The following is an 18,955-nucleotide window of genomic DNA, read 5'->3' as shown; positions in this document are numbered from 1 at the left end:
AGTAGGCCCGCCCATGCAGCCACCGCTCTCGCCCCCCCAGCCCCGCAGCGCCCCGCGGCGCGGGCGCCTGGCCGTCATCGGCCTGCCCTACGCCTGGCTGCTGCTGTTTTTCCTGCTGCCCTTCCTGATCCTGCTGAAGATCAGCGTGTCGGAGATGGACACCGTGGTCGTCAAGGACCTGTGGCGTTATGCCGAGGGCAGGCTGCAGCTGAGCCTGCGGCTCGGCAACTACCTCTACATCGCGCAGGACCCGCTCTACCTCGCCGCCTACCTGGCAAGCCTGAAGTACGCCGCCGTCACGACGCTGATCTGCCTGGGGCTGGGCTACCCCTTCGCCTACTTCATGGCTCGCGCACGCAGTACCGTGCAGCCGGCGCTGCTGATGCTGGTGATGCTGCCGTTCTGGACCTCCTTCCTGCTGCGCGTCTACGCGTGGAAGGGGCTGCTGAGCGAACACGGCTGGGTGGCGCAGGCGCTCGCCGCGCTGGGCATCGACAGGCTGCTGGCGGCGGCCGGCATGATCCCGGCCCCGGGTCAGCTGATGAACACGCCCTTCTCCCTCGTGCTGGGCATGGTCTACACCTACCTGCCCTTCATGATCCTGCCGCTCTACGCCCATCTCGCCAAACTCGACGTGCGGCTGCTGGAGGCGGCGCAGGACCTCGGCGCCACACCCTGGGTCGCGTTCTGGCGGGTCACGGTGCCGCTGTCCAGAGCGGGCATCATCGCCGGCTCGATGCTGGTTTTCATCCCCTGCGTCGGCGAGTTTGTGATCCCCGAGCTGCTCGGTGGCCCGCAGACCCTGATGATCGGCCGGGTGCTGTGGGACGAGTTCTTCAGCAACAACGACTGGCCCATGGCCTCCAGCCTGGCGGTCGTGATGGTGCTGCTGATCATCGTGCCGCTGGCCCTCTTCAGCCGCTACCAGGCGCAGGCACGGGAGGGCGGCCGATGAGGTCTGCACACCGGTCCCGGCGGCTTCACCGCCTGCTGCCGCGCGCCTGGCTGCTGGCCGGCTACGCCTTCCTCTATCTGCCGATCGCGGCGCTGGTGCTCTACTCCTTCAACGACTCGCCGATCGCCAACCAGTGGGCCGGCTTCACGCTCCAGTGGTATGCCGCGCTGAGCAGCGACCACGAGATCCTGCGCAGCGTGTGGCTGTCCCTGCAGATCGCCTTCCTGACCGCCTGCGGCGCGGCGGTGCTGGGCACCCTGGCGGCCTTCGCGCTGGTGAAGTACCGGCGCTTCACCGGTCGCACGCTGTTCTCCGGCATGGTGAGCGCGCCGCTGGTGATGCCGGAGGTCATCGTGGGCCTGTCCCTGCTGCTGATGCTGGTCTCGATGCAACGTCTGCTCGGTGTTCCCGAGCGCGGCGTGATGACGATCTGGCTGGGCCACCTGCTGGTCGGCATGGCCTACGCGACCGTGGTGCTGCAGGCCCGGCTGCAGGAGATGAATCCGCAGCTGGAGGAAGCCGCGATGGACCTGGGCGCGCGCCCGGCGCAGGTGTTCCGGCTCGTCACGCTGCCGCTGATGACGCCGTCGGTGGCCTCGGCCTGGCTGCTGACCTTCACGCTCTCGCTCGACGACGTGGTGCTGTCGGCGTTTCTCTCGGGGCCGGGCGCGACCACGCTGCCGCTGGTGATCTTCTCGCGCGCCCGCCTGGGCCTGGACCCCAGCGTCAATGCGGTCGCCAGCGTGCTGATTGCCATCGTTGCCGTCGGCGTGCTGCTCGCCAGCTACCTGATCGCACGCACCGAGCGTGAACGCCAACGCGCCGCTGCGGCGCTGCAGCGTGCTTCCGGCTCACTGGATCTGCTTGTTGTTCCCGTCAGAAGGTCACAAGACCAGGAGGACTACCGATGACACCGTGGAAGCACACTGCGCTGGTGGCGGCCCTTGCGGCCGGCTTCGCCCCGCTCGCGCCCGCCCAGACCAACGAGGAACTGCTCAAGGAGCTGCGGGCACTGCGTGAGCGGGTGAATGAGCTCGAGCGCAAGGTGCGCGACAACGAGGCCCGCAGCGCCCCCGCCACACCGGCCGGCGGCGCCGCAGCGACCGCGGCGCCGCCCGCGGGAGCCGAGCCGGCCGCGCCCGGCATGACACCCGAGCAGCAGCAGGAATTCAACCGCATCGCGCTGAAGACCGAGGCCCTCGAAGACAACCAGGAACGCTACGGCTTCAAGGGTTTGAAGATCAGCGGCTACATGGACCCGACCTTCATCTACAACCACCGCGCCGACCGCTCGGGCTTCCAGTTCCTCAACCGGGTCAACGATGACAACGGCGGCTTTGCCTACGACAACTCGTATTTCGGCGCGGCCGTGCTCGACCTCATCAAGGAGACCGACAGCAACACACGCTGGCGCCTGACCTTGGCGCCCAACCGTGGCGTGGGCGCGGTCTTCGACGGCAGCTCCATCATCCAGGAAGCGTCGGTCTCCATCCCGCTGACCGACCTGCAGACCCGCGTCATCGCCGGGCAGGTGCCCGACTGGTCGGGCTACGAATACCTGCCGGCGCCGCAGAACAAGCTGATCACCCACAACCTGCTGTTCGACTTCACCTTGCCGACCGCCTATACCGGTGCCGGCATGGAGATCACGCGCGGCAAGTGGATCAGCAAGCTGATGCTGGCCAACATGAACGCCAGCCGCCGCACCCCCGGCAACAAGACGCCGGTGCTAGCCTACCGGGTCGACTACGCGCGCGGCGAGTTCCAGGGCTTCGGCTTCGCGGGCGTGCACGGCAAGGCCGCGAATTTCAGCGAGAACATCGTCGATGCGGAGACCGGCGAGGCGGTGAAACAGCCCGATTCCGCCGTCCACCTGTTCGAGTTCGACGCCTACTTCATCCGCGGCGACTGGACCGTGCAGGGCCAGGTCTCCTTCGGCACCCAGAAGGACGCCGCCGTCACGCCCGACCCGGACAGCGGCGAGCTGCGCAACTCGCGCTGGTGGGGCCTGTCGGGCCTGGCCGCCTACAAATTCACGCCGCGCCTGGAAGGCATCGCCCGGCTCGACTACCTGAACAACGAGAAAAACGGCGGTGGGCTGCTGGGCTACAGCGCCCCCGACGACCACAACGGCATCGGCCCAGCACCCGGCGGCGACCCCGAGAAGGGCGCGAACCGCTATGCCCTCAGCGTGGGCGCGAGCTACCTGCTCAACCTGAACACCACACTGAGGGCCGAGTACCGGCTGGACCGGGCCAGCGTGCCGGTTTTCCTCGACCAGGACAGCGGTCTGTACAAGAAGTCCAACCACCTGTTCGGCGCCTCGGTGCTGGTCAGCTTCTGACCGCCGCCGTGGCCGGCGCACACCCCCCTCTCCGAGGAGTACTGGCATGAACACCCCGCCCACCCCCGACTGGCACGCCCGCGCCGCGGCCCTGCAGCCCGACGGTCGCCTCTACATCGACGGACAGCGCGCCTGGGCCGCCGATGACGCGAGCTTCGAGAAACACTCGCCCATCGACGGACGGCGCCTGGCGACGGTCGCGCGCGGCCGGGCGGCCGATATCGAGCGCGCCGTCGCGGCCGCCCGGGCCGCCTTCGACGACGGCCGCTGGGCGCGCCAGGCGCCCGCCGCCCGCAAGAAGGTGCTGCACCGCTTCTCCGAGCTGATCGTCGCCGCACGCGACGAGCTGGCCTTGCTGGAGACGCTGGACATGGGCAAGCCCATCCGCTACAGCCGCAGCGTCGACGTGCCGGCCGCGGCCAACTGCATCGCCTGGTACGCCGAGGCCATCGACAAGGTCTACGACGAGATCGCTCCCACCGGGCCGCAGGCGCTGGCGCTGATCACGCGCGAGCCGATGGGTGTGATTGGGGCCATCGTGCCCTGGAACTACCCGATGATCATGGCCGCCTGGAAGCTCGGGCCGGCCCTGGCCAGCGGCAACAGCGTGGTGCTCAAACCCTCGGAAAAATCGCCGCTGACCGCGCCGCGCCTGGCCGAACTGGCGGTCGAGGCCGGGCTGCCCCCGGGCGTCTTCAACGTCGTGCCCGGCTACGGCCCCGAGGCCGGCGAGGCGCTGGCCCTGCATCCCGAGGTCGACGCGGTCGGCTTCACAGGCTCGACCCGGGTCGGCCGGCGCATGCTGGAGTACGCGGGCCGCTCCAACCTGAAGCGGGTCTACAACGAGCTGGGCGGCAAGTCGGCCTTCATCGTGTTCCCCGACTGCGAGGACCTCGAACGCGCCGCTGCCACCGCCGCTGGCGCCATGTTCTTCAATCAGGGCGAGTCGTGCAACGCGCCCTCGCGGCTGCTGGTGCACGAAAGCATCGCAGACGGCTTCGCCGAACGGGTCGCGGCCCTCGCGCCGCGCTACCAGCCGGGCGATCCGCTCGACGCCACGACCGAGATGGGCGCCCTGGTCGACGAAGGCCAGCTGCGCACGGTGCTCGGCTACATCGACGCCGGCCACGAAGCCGGCGCGCGCTGCCTGACCGGCGGTCGGCAGGCCCGCATCGACAGCGGCGGCTACTACGTCGAGCCGACCGTGTTCGACGGCGTCGGCAACGAGATGCACATCGCCCGGGAGGAGATCTTCGGCCCGGTGCTGAGCCTGATCCGCTTCAGGGACGAGGCCGAGGCCGTATGCTTGGCCAACGACTCCAGCTATGGCCTGCAGGCCAGCGTCTGGAGCCACAGCCTGGACCGGGCCCACCGGGTCGCGCGGGCCCTGCGCGCCGGCACCGTGCACGTCAACCAGTACGACGAGGACGACATCACCGTGCCCTTCGGCGGCTACAAGCAATCGGGCAACGGTCGCGACAAGTCGCTGCACGCATTTGACAAGTACACCGAACTGAAGACCACCTGGCTGCGCATCGCCATGCCGGCAAGCCGCTGAATCTGCGCGACAAAGCCGTTCTCTTGGCCCGGCTTGGGCTGCTTGATAGAAATACCCGGCACTGTCTGCGAAGCCCGACCAGCTGATACCGCCGGGTAGCCTCGCACCGGGTCAATGCAACCCTCTGAAAAGGGAAGCGTTTATGGGCTGCTGCGCTTCTTTGTCGTGACAATCCACACTGATACCGCCATCAGCATCAAAGGAGTAACAACCGCCCACCCCAGTCGCTCATTCAACACAAGACTCGAAAAAACCACGCCGAAGATCAATGAAAGAAGCGACGAATAGGAAACATACTCGGCCCCTTTGAGGGCAATCAGCGAAAACCACAATATGAACACATAAGCGCCCCCAACCACACCGACAAAAATCGATACGAGAAGCGGCAACCACTGCACTTTGTAATCAGCAAAAGAAAGCCGACCGAAGAAGAAGTAGAAAAGCAGAACGAGCACAAGGGAAACAAGGAATTGCAGCATCGTGCTTTCGACGGCGGGGATATCATGCTTTATAAAGCCGGTGAGGAACGTACCGACCGCCCAGACACAGGCACTTGATATGATGATCACCTCGCCCTTCCCCATGCCTTGAAAACCCAGAAGCCAGGCTATCGCAGCAAGCGCAATACATGCGGCCAGCGCTGAATCCCGGTTGAATTTCCTCTCCCTGATCATGGTTAGAACCGAAACCATGATCGGCATCGAATAGATCAGGATCAAGGAGTTCGAGGAACTGGTGAATTTGAGAGAATAATTGTTCAACGTTGGAACCAGAAATACGTTGGGCACAGCCAAAAGGGAAACCTTCAAGAGGTCATCCTTTTTCCGGCCGAACAGCAACCCCAGCTCACGCCGAAAGAAAAATACAAGAGTCAGCGTCGCCGCCAGCGCTGAAACCAGGCGAAAATCCCAGACACCGAGATAGGAAATGGCGTATTTAGAAGCGGGAAAATTAATTCCGAAGATAGCAGCAACCAGCAGCAGCTTAACAACAACCGCCGACGTTCGACGCGAATTCCCAATTATGGTCACTGCTTGATGCGCTCAATGTGAAGCCGCGCCACCAGAGAAGACCTTCCGCGGCCACGAGGAGCGCAGACCATGCTGACGAAGTGGGGCGTCGGCTTGCCCTTGGTGTCAAAGATGACTGCCTCCCCAAAAGAAGGAGAAATCGTACGAAGAATGCGGGTCCGATCCTGACTCAGGATGAACGTCAATCCTCCATAGTTCATGTCCCAATCACGGGTCAAACTGATCACGACCGCAATGTCTGCACCTCGGTCGCAATGGGTCGTGAGAAAGTCGCCTTCTTCGAACTTGTTGATATAGACGGCCTCGCCTCCCGTGACGACGCTTCCAAACCGATCCGCCAGCATTGAGGTAAACAGGGTCGAGCGGAGAAAGCTGCGCACCTGTTCTGAAGCGGCGCTCCGTGCTTCCCCCGCGCAGTCAATCCGCTTGAAACTGTAGGCGAATTCCCCTGCAAACAGCCTGTCACGCGCCAGCGCATGTTCCTTGACGAGTACCGGGTCGTTCAACGCAAGATCTTGAACACGACCATTGTTGTTGATCACCTGCGTCCAATCCTCAAGCGGCGCCGCCTCGGCCGCCTGCTCCAGCTGTGTAAGCGCCTCGTTCATGCGATCCCGCAGATCAAAAACCACGTAGCCGTGCTCGGTCAATGATTGTTGGAGCGTGTCCACGTCCCTCTCCCCAACCGTCAGAACAGCCGTGTTTTTCTGGTGGAAAAATCATTCAGCGACATGAAGAACCGAGTCCCCACCAACTCCGGCCTGTCGTAGCCTGTCAGATATTTGATCACCTGGTCTGCAACGATTCCAGACATGATGGAAAGAGACGGTGAACTTTGCCACGCATTGACTTCACGCCTTCCATTCAAGAAGGAATTCCTCATCCTGGCCTTCTGGAACATCGCCACCGACTCTTTCTCACTATAGAATCTGTTTGCCCTCTTGAAGTCTCGGTCCGCATAAAGATTGAGGCCATCTTGATTTGGATAGATTGGGCCTGCGGAAATCTCGATCGGATCGCCACCCAACTCCATCAGGGGAACCTTTTTCGCGCTCGCGATGGCATGGACCGCCTCCTCATTCGTTCCCTTCCTGTAATAACCCAGGCTGGCCCAAGCGAGGATAATAAAATTCGCACCGTCGATATACTCCTCAAGTCTTTCTTTTTCTGAGGCAACAAACTCGTCATAAGCCTCCACCTTGACACTTCCATTGACGCGGGCGATTGCTTTTTTTGCCGCAAATACCTTCTTGGCCCCGATGTCCTCGTCGGAATAGAGAACCTGCCTGTTCAGGTTCGACAACTCAACCACGTCGCCGTCGACGATCTTGAGCTTGCCCACTCCCGACAATGCCAGATTCAGCGCACACCATGTCCCCCATCCCCCCATGCCCAAGATAAGGATGGTGGATCTTTTCAGAGCTTCCTGGTACTGGGCTGGCGGCACTGTTTTTCTGTCTTTAAGCCCGAACTGAAGAATCTGCCTGTTGTAGCGCTCCAACTCTTCCGACGTCAGCGTCGGGGATTGATATTCTCCGGGTTCAAGCAGACCAAAACCATTTAATGCGCCGATAAATTCTTCTATCTTTTCCGCAGCTACCGAGTCGTGCAGCAATTTGACTTCCTTCACGATCCTCGGAACGGTGTGTTCTCCGTCGAGCTTCTCCAAAACCTGGGGCACCCACCGATCGGGATTCCGGATCACCTTCGCACTCTCCGGCAGCTCGCCGATACATATATCCCCATTTTCCGCCACGATGATGTTGTGCGACCTCTTAACGATGGGCTTGACCGGCAGGATATCGCTCATTGCTCACCTCACACAAAAAGGCGATCAAAATGATCGCCTTTTCAAAAACTTACCAACAATCAATCTTCAAGGTCGGGCTCTACACCTTCGTTGTACATTGAAGATTCTTCGGTAATAACCGACACACGCTCTTCAAGATTCTCGAATTGCATGATTCATTCCTCCTGTTAAAAAGCATCACGGTCGACATACCGAGATGAAGGCCTCAGCCTCGCTGCTAATGATGAGCGCCCCTGTCAGTGCTGTCAATCCCACCCGCTGGACAGGGCTTCTGCTTTTGTGGCGCAACTCTTCGGTATTGCTTCATGGCCGGCTTTCACATATTCAGAGCCGCCCCCCACCGATAATCCCATTAATGCAAATACCGTACCACGAACGCCTCCTGATTCCCGCAAATTCAGGGCAACTCACGAAATTCCCTTTTCCCCATGGAACGGCAAGTTTCAGCGAAGCAGATATCGAGATATCCCATTCCGCCGGCGAGGCGTTCGGATTCGCGCGTGCCGCCTGGGGCGTGCTCCTGGACGAGGAGAGCTAGGGGTCCCCTCCTGCAGGCACCGGGCAAGTACGGCATGATGGCCGCTCTCGCGGCCGCCATGGGAGCCATCCGTGCGATGGGCACCTGCGGCCGCCTTGCCTTCCCTGCCGTCCATGTCCGCCCTCGTCTCCCACCGTTCCCATTGGCTCGCCTACGCCGCACTCGCCGCCAGCATGACCCTGGTCGGCAGTTATGTCGCCCTCTCCAAGATCCTGGTGCTGGTGTTCCCGGTCCTGCTGTTGGCTTGGCTGCGCTTCGGCATCGGGGCGGTCGCGATGGCCGGCTGGCTGAAAGGCCAGCCCGGCGAGGCGCCGCTGTCGCCGCACGACCGCCGGCTGCTGTTCTGGGAATCGTTTTTCGGCAACTTCCTGTTTTCGGTCTGCATGCTGTTCGGCGTCTCGCTGACCTCGGCGCTGGCCGCGGGTGTCATCATGGCCGCCATTCCGGCGGTGGTGGCCATCCTGTCCCGGCTGCTGCTGAAGGAGCGCATCACCGGCCGGGTGCAGTTCGCGATCGCCTGTGCCGTGGCCGGCATTGCGCTGCTGGCCGCCGCCAAAACCTGGGGCAGCGACGGCGGCGAGGCAGGCCACACCGGCAAGGGTCTGCTGGGCGACCTGCTGCTGTTCGCCTCGGTCTGGTGCGAGGCCACCTATGTCGTGATCGGCAAGAAGCTGACCGGCACGGTCTCGGCCAAGCGCATCAGCGCGCTGGTCAACCTGTGGGGCTGGGCCCTGGTCACGCCCTTCGGCCTTTACCTGGCGTGGCAGTTCGACTTCGGCACCGTGTCGCCCTCGGCCTGGGGCCTGCTCGTCTTCTACTCGGTCGCGGCCAGCATGATCACGGTCTGGCTCTGGATGACCGGGCTCAAGCAAGTGCCGGCCGCGTCTGCCGGGGTCTTCACGGTGATGCTGCCGGTCAGCGCCACGGCCGTCGGCGTATTGTTCCTCGGGGAGGACTTTGGGCTGGTGCATGCACTGGCCTTAACGCTGGCACTACTGGGACTCGTGCTTGCCACATGGCCCAGCCGGAAAGTGAAAGTTACTGAAACAGCGCAAGCGTGATTGTGACTCTCCGTTTCGGTTCTCACCCTCGATCCCGGGGGCCCTTGTCAAAACCCCCTATGGGCTAGGGATGTAAAGCCCCCACGCTTTGAGGCACCTTCTGCCCCGCACGCGTGGCGCACAGGCCGCCGGGGTTTGGCCCCCGCCCTTCCTGTACGCGCAACGCGCCCACCGCAGAAAAGGAAGCCAAACACCGTGGACGTGCTCGCCGAACTCACCACCCCGCTGGGCGACGGGGCGCTGTTCTTCTACCGCATGCAGGCGGTCGAGGTGGTGTCCCAGCCCTTCGACTACACCCTCGAACTGCTGGCGGAGACACCTGACGTGGCCTTCAAGGACCTGATCGGCCAGCCCTTGGGCGTGACGCTGCACATGCACGGGCGCAAGCGCTATTTCCACGGGCTGGTGACGCGCTTCCAGCTGGTGGGCCGGCACAGCCACTATTTCCGCTACGAGGCCCGGGTGCGGCCCTGGCTGTGGGTGCTGTCGCGCACCCACGATTGCCGCATCTTCCAGGAGAAAAACACGCTGGAGATCGTCAAGGAGGTCTTCGCCGACCACTCCGTCTCGGTGGTCGAGGACCGCACCACCGGCAGCTACGAGAGCTGGGACTACTGCGTGCAGTACCGCGAGAGCGACCTGCAGTTCGTCAGCCGTCTGCTGGAGCATGAGGGCATCTACTATTTCTTCGAGCACCGCCAGGGCCAGCACACCCTGGTGCTGGCCGACGGCCCCTCGGCGCACGAGAAGACGCCCGGCTACGAGCAGGTCGCCTACAAGGAGACCGAGGGCACCGAGCGCACCGACCGCGAGGCGGTGCGCACCTGGCGGGTCGTCGAGGAGATGCTGCCGGGCAAGACCGCGGTCAGCGACTTCGACTTCGAGCGCCCCAGCGTTTCGCTGCTGCAGCAACGCGCCGCGCCGCGCAGCCACCCGCAGGCCGACCATGAGGTCTACGACTACCCGGGCGAGTACACCCAGGCCGACCGCGGCGAGCAGTTCGTGCGCACCCGGCTGGAGGAGCTGCAGTGCCGCTACCAGGTGGCCCAGGCGACCACCGATGCGCGCGGCGTCAGTTGCGGCGCGATCTTCGACCTGACGGGATTCGACCGACAGGACCAGAACACCGGCTACCTGATCACCGGCACCCGCATCGAGCTGCTGCAGGAACACCCCGAAAGCCCGCTGTCCGACGGCAGCAGCTTCCACTGCAGTTTCGACGCGATCCCGTCCAGCGAGCCCTTCCGCCCCGTGCGCAGCACGCCCCGCTCGGTGGTGCAGGGGCCGCAGACTGCCATCGTGGTGGGCCCGGCGGGCGACGAGATCTACACCGACAAGTACGGCCGCGTGAAGGTGCAGTTCCACTGGGACCGCTACGGCAAGCGCGACGCCAACAGCTCCTGCTGGGTGCGCGTGTCGCAGCCCTGGGCCGGCAAGAACTTCGGCTTCATGGCCATCCCGCGCATCGGCCAGGAGGTGATCGTCGACTTTCTCGAAGGCGACCCCAACCGCCCCATCATCACCGGCCGCGTCTACAACGCCGAGCAGATGCCGCCCTGGGCGCTGCCGGCCAACGCGACCCAGACCGGCATCCTGACCCGCTCCAGCAAGGGCGGCAGCGGCGCCAACGCCAACGAGCTGCGTTTCGAGGACAAGAAGGGCAGCGAGCAGGTTTATCTGCACGCCGAGAAAAACCAGGACATCGAGGTCGAGAACGACGAAACCCACTGGGTCGGCCACGACCGGACGAAAACCATCGATCACGACGAGACCGTGCACGTGAAGCACGACCGCACCGAGACGGTGGACAACAACGAGACCATCACCATCGGCGTCGATCGCACCGAGAAGGTGGGCGCCAACGAGACTGTGAGCATCGGCGCCAACCGTACCAAGCAGGTGGGGATGAACGACAGCCTCACGGTGGGCGCCAACCAGACCTACGGCATTGCCGCGAACCAGACCGGCACCGTCGGCGCCTCCCGAACCACGGCCGTGGCCCTCAACGACGCGCTCGCCGTCGGGCTGGCGCAGGAGATCGCAATCGGCGCGGCGCAGGTGGTCGCCATCGGCGCCGCGCAGACCACCACCATCGGCGCGCTGCAGGACATCACCGTCGGCGCAAGCCAGTCCGTCTCGGTCGGCACGAACCAGTCGGTGTCGGTGGGCGCCAAGCTCTCCACCGAGGTCGGATCGGACGAAACCCGCAGCGTGGGCGGCACCCGCGCCACCTCGGTGGCCGAGGACGACGGCCTTTCGGTCGGGAAGAAGCTCGTGATCGAGGCCGGTGACTCGATCACGCTGCGCACCGGCAAGGCGAGCCTGACGATGAAAAAGGACGGCACGATCACGATCAAGGGCGCCGACATCACGCTCGACGGCTCCGGCAAGATCAATGCGAAGGCCTCGAAGGACGTGGTCATCAAGGGCAGCAAGGTGCTGAACAACTGAACGACGGAAAGAAGCGACATGGGTAAGCCCGAAGACATCGAGAACAAGTCGGCCGCCCTGGCTGCCGAATGCGACGCGCAAGCCTTGCTGCGGCCCTTGATGGACGCGCCGGTCGCCGCACGCGCGCCCACCTTGCATGCACCAGTGGTTGGCGAACTGCTCGCGCTCGCCGAGTCGGGCCGCTACCCGCTGGTTGTCTACCCGGGCCAGCCCGGGGCGGCGGCCTTGCGCGCGCGCACCGTGGTGGACCTGCATGGCGCTCATGTCGGCAAGCAGGTGCTGCTGGTGTTCGAAGCCGGAGACCCGTCGCGGCCCATCGTCACGGGGGTGATGCGCGAGTCGGACGGCTGGCCCCTGTCGGAGCCGCCCGGGCAGGTCGAGGTGGACGCTGACGGCGAGCGCCTCGCCGTCAGCGCCAAGCGGGAACTGGTGTTGCGCTGCGGCAAGGCGAGCATCACCCTCACCGCCTCGGGCAAAGTGCTGATCCAGGGCAGCTATGTCTCCAGCCGGTCGACCGGTGTCAACCGGCTCAAGGGCGGCTCGGTGCAACTCAACTAACGGCAGGCCCAGGACCGTCGATGGAGTTCATCAATTCGACCCGCATGGAGGCCGGCTACTCCATCGGCATCGATCCCAGCGGCCGCGAACAGCTGGTCGTGGTCGTGAAAGGAAGCTTCCGGCTGCCGCGACCCGGCGAGGCGGTCGAGCTGGCCGACACGCAGCTGCCCCTGAACCTGGCCGACACCTTCACCGGGGCACCGGGCTTCTCCGCGCCTTACGGCGAGGTCGACTTCGCCCCTCGCAAGCCCTTCTGCGACGTGCTGCTGCACGGCAGCGCGCACGCGCCCCACGGCGAGGCGACGACCGCCGTGGAGGTGGGGCTGCGCGTCGGCCGGATGAGCAAGCGCTTCGCGGTGCTCGGCCTGCGCCAGTGGGACATGGGCCTGGCCGGCATCCGCCACACACCGCCGGCTCGTTTCGTGAGGCAAGCCATCTCCTATGACCTCGCCTTCGGCGGCGTCGACCAGGAGCACGAGGACCCGACTGAGCATGGTGCCTACGCCCCCAACCCGGTCGGCCGCGGGTTCCGGCTGCACCTGCGCGCCGAGTGGGTGGACGGGCGGCCGCTGCCCCACACCGAGGCGCTCGGCCAGCCCGTGAGCCTGCCCGACGGGCAATACACACCGATGGCCTTCGGCCCGCTCGGGCGAGGCTGGCCGGCGCGCTTGCAGTACGCCGGCACCTACGACGATCGCTGGCGTGAAGAGCATTTCCCCTTCCTGCCGCCCGACTTCGACGAGCGCTACTACCAGGCCGCCCCGGTCGACCAGCAGATGCCCCTGCCCAGCGGCGAGATTCCGGTGAGCCTGGTCAACCTCACGAGCGATGGCAGGCGTGACTTCGTCTTGCCGCACTTCGAGGCGCCCGTGCACGTGTTCCCGCGCGACGGCGGGCGCGAGGACCTCACGGCCACGCTGGACACCATCGTCTTCGAGCCGGACCACGACCGGTTCTCGATGACCTGGCGCGTCTGCCGCCCGCTGCGGCGCAGCTTGCACGAACTGAGCCAGGTGCTGGTCGGACGCAAGGGACGCGAATGGTGGCAGCAACGCGAGCGGGTGGTGTTCCCCGTGCCGGTCGTCATGGTGCCGGTCCGCCGCGCCACACCGGGCAAGGACAGCTGATGGCGCGCCCCGTTTTCCTGCTCGCCTCCGGCATGGTCACGTCGGTCGGACAGACGGCCCCGTCCGCCTGCGCCGCCATCCGCGCCAAGCTGACCAACCCCACCGAGACCTGCTTCATCGACGCCCAGGGCCAGCCCATCATGGCGCACGAGGTCGCGCTCGAGCAGCCCTGGCGCGGGCTCGACAAGCTGGCGCGCATGGCGGCACTGGCGATTGACGAGTGCCTGTCTGTCGTCCCGCCCGGCGCGCACGAACGCATGCCGCTGCTGCTGTGCGTCGCGGAGAAGCAGCGGCCCGGTCGTCTCGACGGGCTGGACGAGCGCCTGGTGCAGGCCATCGAAACCCAGCTCGGCTTGCGCTTCCAGGCCGGGGCGACGCTGCTGCCGCATGGGCGCGCGGGCGCCGCGGTGGCCTTGTCGCTGGCGCGCCGGCTGCTGCAGGAACAGGCGGTACCCGGCGTGCTGATCGCCGCGACGGACAGCCTGCTGGAATGGCCCGCACTGCGCCACCACGACGAACGCCGGCGCTTGCTGAGCGAGCACAACCCGAATGGCTTCATGCCCGGGGAAGGCGCCGCCGCCGTCCTGGTCGGGCCGCGCGGCGGGCCGGACAGCCTCGCCTGTACCGGTCTGGGTTTCGCGATGGAAGAGGCCCACCTGGAGTCGGACCGGCCGCTGCGGGCCGATGGCCTGGTCGCCGCGGTGCGGCAGGCGCTCGGCGAGGCGGGCTGCGAGCTGGACCAGCTCGGCTACCGCATCGCCGACCTGTCCGGCGAGCAGTACTACTTCAAGGAAGCCGCCTTGGCGCTGACTCGGCTCCTGCGGCAGCGCGTCGCGACCTTCGACCTTTGGCATCCGGCCGAAGCCATCGGTGAAGCCGGGGCTGCCTCCGGCCTCGTGCCGCTCGCAGTCGCCCTGGCGGCTCATCGCGGCGGCTATGCGCCCGGCAGGGACCTGCTGCTGCACTGGGCCAACGATACGGGACAAAGAGCCGCAGCCGTGCTGCGGGGGGCATGATGGCAAACAAGGTCTACGCGAACAACATGGAGGTCGCCTGCAAGGCCGCCGCGGGCAAGGCCATCTGCGCCTTTCCCGACGTCTGCTTCACACCTCCCCAGACACCCGCGACGCCGCCCGGCGTGCCGGTGCCCTACCCCAACACCGGCATGGCCAGCGACACCAGCAACGGTTCGCGCTCGGTCAAGATCTCGGGCAAGGAGGTGATGCTCAAGAACAAGTCGTACTTCAAGAAGAGCACCGGCGACGAAGCGGGATGTGCGCCCAAGAAAGGCATCGTGACGAGCCGGAACACCGGCAAGGTCTACTTCAACGCCTGGTCCATGGACGTCAAGGTCGAAGGCGAGAACGTGGTCCGCAACCTCGATCTCACGACCCACAACCACGGGTCCTTCCCTTCCAACACCGGCCCCTGGCCCTACCTCGACACCGCGGCGGTGTCGCCGGGAGGCGCTTGCCACGACGACGCGGAGAAGGAAAAGTCGGCCTGTTCCGAGTTCGCGCCCCATGGCAGCGAGGACATGTGCGAGTCGCTCAAGCCACTGCCGTACAAGGTCAAGCCGCGCTACGCCAAATCGGGCAAACCCAGCGGCTCGATGGACAGCGGCGATGCCGAAAAGCTGGCGCGGCATACCGCTGCCAAGGACTGCATGAATGCGCGGCGCTGCTTCCTGCAGCCCTACAAGCCCAAGGGGGGCATCCAGGGCTGCTGCTCTCCGCAGACGGGGCACCACCTGATCGAGGCATCATCGCTCTTCGACACCGGCCGGGGGGGCGCGGACAGCACGCCCTTGCAGGGCATCACTCCGGGCAAATACGACGAGGACGCCGCTCCTTGCGTCTGTGCCGAAGGGATCAACCAGAATACGGGCAGCCACGGCTGGATGCACACCTTCCAGAGCCTGGAGGCGATGAAAATGCCCGAGGAAGCGCTGACCCTGTCGACCGGCAAGAAGCTGCCGAAACAGCCGGCGCAGACCTACAAGCAGGCCAAGGAGAATGCCTTCAAGGCGATGCGCAAGGTCTTTCCGCTCTCGTTCTGCAGCCCCGACTGCATCGAGAAGCAGCTCGACAACTACCACAACCAATGCGGCGTGCAGGACACGACCAAGATCAAGGCCGTCGTCGAGGGACAGACGTCTCCCGAGGCGGTCAGCCAGGCCCAGTCCCATCTCGACGACATCGTCCGCGAGGGGCAGGACCGCATGCTAGACAACTACGCCCGGGCCCTGGACGACATGCTGGACGGGCTCGGCGTTTTCCGGTGGCACTGACATGACTTCCGAGTTCAACACGCGCGGTGACTTTTTCCTGGGCTGTCTCGGCCCAGAAGGTCGCCTGATGCTCGCCCTCTCTGATCGGCAGCTGGTCCGCGACAAGGTCGCGCACACGCTGTTGCTGCCCTGGGACCAGGGCCGCTTCGGCCGCTCGATCGCGGTCAACTGGAACGCCTGCGCGCTGGTGGCACCGGCGTGGCCGGGTGTCGATTTCGCCGTGATCGGCGAGAACGGCGAGCTGCTGCTGGTGGATCCGGCAGGCGCAACGCGCGAGACCTCGCTGCGGACTTTGCTCCCCGAGCTGCGGCCCGGCAAGATCCGCAGCGCCTCGGTCGCCGGGGATTCGCTCTGGCTGGTCGGCGGCCCCGGGATCGTGGTCGAGTGGCAGCACCCTTCGCGGGCACTCGACCGCAGCCCGGCCGGCGGCGCAGGCAGCAACGTGACCGACTTGCCGGTCTTCGAGACGGCGCTCGCCATGCCGGACGGCAGCCTCCTCTGCGCCGGGTGGGACGGCGAGATCTGGCTGCTGCGCGACGCCCGCTGGACGCGCGAGAGCTCGCCCACCAACCTGATCCTCAGCGCTGCCGCCCTCGCTCCCGACGGCACCATCTACCTGGTGGGCCAGGCCGGCACGCTGGTGAAGGGCCGGCCCGGACTGTGGCAGGTCCTGCCACCGACCACCGAGGACAACCTGTGGGCGGCGCTCTGGTTCGACGGCACGCTGCACGCGTGTACCAGCCGGCAATTGATGGTGCTCGAGGACGACGAACTCTGTACCGTCGGCCTGCCCGAGGACCCGGACAGCTTCCAGTCGCTGTCCGCCCGCAAAGACATCCTGCTGACGACGGGGGCGCACGACGTGCTGTTGCTGCTGCCCGATCGTATGGTTCGCATCGCCTGAGGCCGCCCGAGGAGTCCCGAGATGAACTTGCCGGTCCGACGCCCGGTCAGCGTGGTGATCGAGCAGCACGCCGAAGACGCGGTCGTGCTGCACTCGACCCGGACCGCGCTCGCCAGTGCGCCCCATGTGACGCTCGAACACCTGCAACGCTTCGACGACCGCCTGGCCGCCCATCTCGACGGCCTGCTCGTCGCGGGCGAGCCCGGCTGGCAAGCCGCCCGGGCACGGCTGGCCTCGCTGGGAGCCTCAGAGGCCTTTGTATGCGCGGTGCTGGCCCTGCGCCGGGGACAGGACCGGGAGCTCGCCGCCATGTGGGCCCTGGCGCGCAGCGAACCCGCCGCCCTCGAAGGCGTGCAGGGCGCGCTTCGCTGGGTGCGGCCGGGCCGGCTTGAAGGCATCGTCGCCGGCTGGCTGCACTCGCGCGACCCCTTCCTCCTCGGTCTCGCCCTGGGGGCCTGCAGCGCCCACGGGGTCGACCCGGGAGACACGCTCCCCGAGGCCTTGCGCTTGCCGGACGCAGGCTTGAGACGCGAAGCGCTGCGCAGCGCCGGTGAATTGGGCCGGGTGGACCTGCTCCCCATGTGCCGTGCCGCCCTCCAGGATGCCGACGACGCCTGCCGCCTGGAGGCAGCTGCCGCCGCGGTGCTGCTGGGACACCGTGGCGACGCACTGGCCTGCCTGCGCGAAGCGGCGGGCAGCCGGCTCGATCGGCGTGCTGCGCAGTGGGTGGTGCAAGCGGGCGGCCCCGAGGCGGCCGGTCTCCTGCAGAGCCTGTCCGCCGCACCGGACGGGCGCCGCCTGCTGGTGGAAGCGATCGGCTGGAGCGGAAAAGCGCGCCACCTGCCTTGGCTGATCGAGCTGATGGGGGATGCCGCCTTTGCCCGCCTTGCCGGAGCCGCCTTCAGCGCGATCACCGGCGCCGACCTGGCCGAACTGGATCTGGAGGGCGGGCCGCTGACTGGAGGGCCCGCGGCAGACGACACAGAGGGTGACGACAGCGACATCGATATCGACCTCCCATGGCCGAACCGCGAGGCCGTCGCAACCTGGTATGCGGCCCGGCAGACCGAGTTCGGCCGGACTGAGCGGCTGCTCCTCGGCGCCCCGGTGTCGCCCGAGGCCTGCCTGTCGGCACTGGCACGCGGCTGCCAGCTTCAGCGGCACAGCGCCGCCCTGCACCTGGCCCTGATGCAACCTGGTTCCGGGTTGTTCGATTGCACTGCGCCGGCACGGCGCCAGCTGGAACGGCTGCGTGAGCGCAACGGCGCTGCGGCCAGCCGATAGCAGCGGCCGGCACCCGGTCGGTCCGGTGAGATGTCAGGCCGGGGCTCGGTCCATCATTGACGCGCCGCGCGCCGCCTGCGCCAACCGGCTCACCTCGGCCGGCGGCAAGCCCTTGAGCCGATGGTCCGACCACACCTGGCGCCAGCGGCGTGCCCCCGGCAGCCCGTTGTAGAGCCCGAGCACATGCCGCATCACGTGGGCCCAGGGCACGCCCGCAGCCGCCTGGCGTTCGCAGTAGCGCACCATCTCCGCCTCCACCGTTTCGCGCTCGGGCACTGCCGCGTCGTCCGCGTAGACCTCGCGGTCCCACGCGGCCATCACGTAGGGGTTGTGGTAGGCCTCGCGGCCCACCATCACGCCGTCCAGCACCTGCAGCTGTTCGACCACTTCCGCCGTCGTGACCAGCCCGCCGTTGATCGCGATGGTGAGCGCCGGGAACTCGCGCTTGAGCCGGTGCACGAGCTCGTAGCGCAGCGGCGGGATTTCGCGGTTTTCCTTCGGGCTCAGGCCTTTGAGCCAGGCATTGCGCGCATGCACGACGAACACCTCGCAGCCCGCTTCGGCAACGGTGCCGACGAAGTCACGCACGAACTCGTAGCTCTCGACCTTGTCGATGCCGATGCGGTGCTTGACCGTGACCGGGATATCGACCGCATCGCGCATCGCCTTCACGCAGTCGGCCACCAGTTGCGGCTCGGCCATCAGGCAGGCACCGAAAGCGCCCCGCTGCACCCGCTCGCTGGGGCAGCCGCAGTTGAGGTTGACCTCGTCGTAGCCCCACTGCTGCGCCAGCTTCGCGCAGGCGGCCAGGTCGGCCGGCTCACTGCCGCCCAGCTGCAGCGCGACCGGGTGCTCTTCCGGGTGGAAGTCGAGGTGGCGCGGCACGTCGCCGTGCAACAGCGCGCCGGTCGTCACCATCTCGGTGTACAGGCGCGTGTGCTTCGTCAGCAGCCGGTGGAAGTAGCGGCAGTGACGGTCGGTCCAGTCCATCATGGGTGCGACGCTGAGCCGCCAGGGGCTGGTTTCCTTCGGATGGAGCATGGG

General features: G+C 66.1%; 16 protein-coding genes. 12 read left to right on the top strand and 4 right to left on the bottom strand.

From position 1 onward, the window contains the following. Positions 1–13 precede the first annotated feature (13 nt). From OOT46_RS29320 to OOT46_RS29305, 4 genes are read left to right on the top strand one after another with little or no spacing between them, the layout of a single operon-like run. Complete coding sequence (locus tag OOT46_RS29320) at positions 14–955, top strand: ABC transporter permease (protein WP_265407166.1); 942 nt, start codon at positions 14–16, stop codon at positions 953–955. Beyond that, positions 952–1,866, top strand: coding sequence for an ABC transporter permease (locus tag OOT46_RS29315; RefSeq protein WP_265407165.1), 915 nt, complete (start codon positions 952–954; stop codon positions 1,864–1,866). The genes OOT46_RS29320 and OOT46_RS29315 overlap by 4 nt, the downstream gene beginning before the upstream one ends. Next, on the top strand, positions 1,863–3,299 hold the full coding sequence (locus OOT46_RS29310) for a DUF3138 family protein (RefSeq protein WP_265407164.1): 1,437 nt from the start codon (positions 1,863–1,865) through the stop codon (positions 3,297–3,299). The genes OOT46_RS29315 and OOT46_RS29310 overlap by 4 nt, the downstream gene beginning before the upstream one ends. Positions 3,300–3,345: 46 nt before the next feature. Continuing rightward, positions 3,346–4,857 carry an aldehyde dehydrogenase gene (locus tag OOT46_RS29305; RefSeq protein ID WP_265407163.1) on the top strand — a complete coding sequence of 504 codons (1,512 nt, stop codon included), beginning with the start codon at positions 3,346–3,348 and terminating at the stop codon, positions 4,855–4,857. Positions 4,858–4,997: 140 nt separating this feature from the next. Here OOT46_RS29305 and OOT46_RS29300 read toward each other — a convergent pair whose 3' ends face one another. From OOT46_RS29300 to OOT46_RS29290, 3 genes are read right to left on the bottom strand one after another with little or no spacing between them, the layout of a single operon-like run. Further along, positions 4,998–5,888 carry a DMT family transporter gene (locus OOT46_RS29300; protein ID WP_265407162.1) on the bottom strand — a complete coding sequence of 297 codons (891 nt, stop codon included), beginning with the start codon at positions 5,886–5,888 and terminating at the stop codon, positions 4,998–5,000. Beyond that, positions 5,885–6,559, bottom strand: a complete 675-nt coding sequence (locus OOT46_RS29295; RefSeq protein WP_265407161.1) for a 2OG-Fe(II) oxygenase family protein — start codon at positions 6,557–6,559, stop codon at positions 5,885–5,887. The genes OOT46_RS29300 and OOT46_RS29295 overlap by 4 nt, the downstream gene beginning before the upstream one ends. Before the next feature lie 17 nt (positions 6,560–6,576). Continuing rightward, the gene (locus OOT46_RS29290; protein ID WP_265407160.1) at positions 6,577–7,698 is read right to left on the bottom strand and encodes a HesA/MoeB/ThiF family protein; all 1,122 of its coding nucleotides are present in this window, start codon (positions 7,696–7,698) and stop codon (positions 6,577–6,579) included. Positions 7,699–8,349: 651 nt separating this feature from the next. On the opposite strand from OOT46_RS29290, the gene OOT46_RS29285 reads away from it, so the two are divergent. From OOT46_RS29285 to OOT46_RS29250, 8 genes are all read left to right on the top strand, one after another. Continuing rightward, positions 8,350–9,297 (top strand): DMT family transporter, encoded by a 948-nt coding sequence (locus OOT46_RS29285; protein ID WP_265407159.1) that lies wholly within the window; start codon positions 8,350–8,352, stop codon positions 9,295–9,297. A gap of 195 nt (positions 9,298–9,492) precedes the next feature. Beyond that, positions 9,493–11,748 carry a type VI secretion system Vgr family protein gene (locus OOT46_RS29280; protein WP_265407158.1) on the top strand — a complete coding sequence of 752 codons (2,256 nt, stop codon included), beginning with the start codon at positions 9,493–9,495 and terminating at the stop codon, positions 11,746–11,748. Positions 11,749–11,766: 18 nt separating this feature from the next. Next, positions 11,767–12,306 (top strand): DUF6484 domain-containing protein, encoded by a 540-nt coding sequence (locus tag OOT46_RS29275; protein WP_265407157.1) that lies wholly within the window; start codon positions 11,767–11,769, stop codon positions 12,304–12,306. Positions 12,307–12,326: 20 nt separating this feature from the next. Then, on the top strand, positions 12,327–13,433 hold the full coding sequence (locus OOT46_RS29270) for a DUF2169 family type VI secretion system accessory protein (RefSeq protein WP_265407156.1): 1,107 nt from the start codon (positions 12,327–12,329) through the stop codon (positions 13,431–13,433). After that, positions 13,433–14,449, top strand: a complete 1,017-nt coding sequence (locus OOT46_RS29265) for a hypothetical protein (protein WP_265407155.1) — start codon at positions 13,433–13,435, stop codon at positions 14,447–14,449. Before OOT46_RS29270 ends, OOT46_RS29265 begins: the two co-directional genes overlap by 1 nt. Beyond that, entirely contained in the window at positions 14,446–15,723 is a 1,278-nt protein-coding gene (locus tag OOT46_RS29260) for a PAAR-like domain-containing protein (protein WP_322114308.1), read from the top strand. Before OOT46_RS29265 ends, OOT46_RS29260 begins: the two co-directional genes overlap by 4 nt. A gap of 67 nt (positions 15,724–15,790) precedes the next feature. Further along, positions 15,791–16,627, top strand: coding sequence for a hypothetical protein (locus OOT46_RS29255; RefSeq protein ID WP_265407154.1), 837 nt, complete (start codon positions 15,791–15,793; stop codon positions 16,625–16,627). Positions 16,628–16,648: 21 nt separating this feature from the next. Continuing rightward, positions 16,649–17,911 carry a TIGR02270 family protein gene (locus OOT46_RS29250; RefSeq protein ID WP_265407153.1) on the top strand — a complete coding sequence of 421 codons (1,263 nt, stop codon included), beginning with the start codon at positions 16,649–16,651 and terminating at the stop codon, positions 17,909–17,911. 33 nt (positions 17,912–17,944) lie between these two features. Here the strand turns inward: OOT46_RS29250 and dusA are convergent, their stop codons facing one another. Continuing rightward, positions 17,945–18,952, bottom strand: coding sequence for a tRNA dihydrouridine(20/20a) synthase DusA (dusA, locus tag OOT46_RS29245; protein WP_265407152.1), 1,008 nt, complete (start codon positions 18,950–18,952; stop codon positions 17,945–17,947). Positions 18,953–18,955: the final 3 nt, after the last annotated feature.

The sequence above is a fragment of the Aquabacterium sp. A7-Y genome (genome assembly GCF_026153205.1).
Taxonomy (GTDB): domain Bacteria; phylum Pseudomonadota; class Gammaproteobacteria; order Burkholderiales; family Burkholderiaceae_C; genus Caldimonas.
Note: the sequence above shows the minus strand (reverse complement) of the source record. Positions and strands in the feature narration are given on the sequence as shown.

Bases quoted from the DNA above. Each gene is read 5' to 3' on its own strand.
- OOT46_RS29320 (WP_265407166.1), top strand. From the start codon at position 14: ATGCAGCCACCGCTCTCGCCCCCCCAGCCCCGCAGCGCCCCGCGGCGC.
- OOT46_RS29315 (WP_265407165.1), top strand. From the start codon at position 952: ATGAGGTCTGCACACCGGTCCCGGCGGCTTCACCGCCTGCTGCCGCGC.
- OOT46_RS29310 (WP_265407164.1), top strand. From the start codon at position 1,863: ATGACACCGTGGAAGCACACTGCGCTGGTGGCGGCCCTTGCGGCCGGC.
- OOT46_RS29305 (WP_265407163.1), top strand. From the start codon at position 3,346: ATGAACACCCCGCCCACCCCCGACTGGCACGCCCGCGCCGCGGCCCTG.
- OOT46_RS29290 (WP_265407160.1), bottom strand. From the start codon at position 7,698: ATGAGCGATATCCTGCCGGTCAAGCCCATCGTTAAGAGGTCGCACAAC.
- OOT46_RS29285 (WP_265407159.1), top strand. From the start codon at position 8,350: ATGTCCGCCCTCGTCTCCCACCGTTCCCATTGGCTCGCCTACGCCGCA.
- OOT46_RS29275 (WP_265407157.1), top strand. From the start codon at position 11,767: ATGGGTAAGCCCGAAGACATCGAGAACAAGTCGGCCGCCCTGGCTGCC.
- OOT46_RS29270 (WP_265407156.1), top strand. From the start codon at position 12,327: ATGGAGTTCATCAATTCGACCCGCATGGAGGCCGGCTACTCCATCGGC.
- OOT46_RS29265 (WP_265407155.1), top strand. From the start codon at position 13,433: ATGGCGCGCCCCGTTTTCCTGCTCGCCTCCGGCATGGTCACGTCGGTC.
- OOT46_RS29260 (WP_322114308.1), top strand. From the start codon at position 14,446: ATGATGGCAAACAAGGTCTACGCGAACAACATGGAGGTCGCCTGCAAG.
- OOT46_RS29255 (WP_265407154.1), top strand. From the start codon at position 15,791: ATGCTCGCCCTCTCTGATCGGCAGCTGGTCCGCGACAAGGTCGCGCAC.
- OOT46_RS29250 (WP_265407153.1), top strand. From the start codon at position 16,649: ATGAACTTGCCGGTCCGACGCCCGGTCAGCGTGGTGATCGAGCAGCAC.
- dusA (WP_265407152.1), bottom strand. From the start codon at position 18,952: ATGCTCCATCCGAAGGAAACCAGCCCCTGGCGGCTCAGCGTCGCACCC.